Source organism: Mesorhizobium sp. WSM4833 (assembly GCF_055811095.1).
The window spans coordinates 1-639 of the sequence record NZ_JBVVQG010000047.1 but is presented as its reverse complement, the minus strand read 5'-3'; the positions used below and the strand labels follow the sequence as shown (position 1 = coordinate 639).

The 639-nt window shown below is 63.2% G+C and carries 1 pseudogene and 1 other annotated feature; the pseudogene reads right to left on the bottom strand.

Annotated features, from left to right (window positions below):
• A pseudogene (locus tag AC0L2D_RS31805) lies at positions 1-639 on the bottom strand (IS3 family transposase); the annotation flags it as partial.
• Positions 240-356, bottom strand: a sequence feature (AL1L pseudoknot). It overlaps the preceding pseudogene by 117 nt.

The following is a 639-nucleotide window of genomic DNA, read 5'->3' as shown; positions in this document are numbered from 1 at the left end:
GATCGGCTTGCCGCGGATGATGCCTTCGAGGCCCATGGCCTTCATCAGGCGGGCAACCGTGCAGCGGGCGACATCGAAGCCGTCGCGCTGCAACTGCGCCAGGTCTTGCAAACGCCGCAGACGCGGAAGTTCGCCTCAAACACGCGCCGCACCTCATCCTTCAAGGCTTCATGCCGGTTCGCCCGAGATGACAGTCAGGAGGGATCGATGCGCCCAGCGACATGGTCGTGGTAGGTCGACGGGGCGATCGGCAGCACCTTGCAGATCGGCTCGCCCCCATGCGCCTTGCGGTGATCGTCGATGAACGCGATCATGGCTTGAACCGGCGGTCGAGCTCCGCCTGGGCAAAATAAGCGGAAGCCTTGCGAAGGATCTCGTTGGCCTGGCGAAGCTCGCGGTCTCGCGCTCCAAAGCCTTGAGTTTCGTAACCAAATCCGTAGGCACTGCGGCTCGCACACCACTGTCGCGCTCGGCTTTTCTTCACCCACTCATGCAGCGTCTGCGCCGTGCAGCCGATCTTGGCGGCAATCGACGAGACCGCAGCCCAGCGCGAGGCGTGCTCGCCTTCGTGATCCATGACCATTCGCACCGCGCGGGCGCGACCTCGGGAGAGAACTTGTTGGTCGTCTTGTTTGTCAT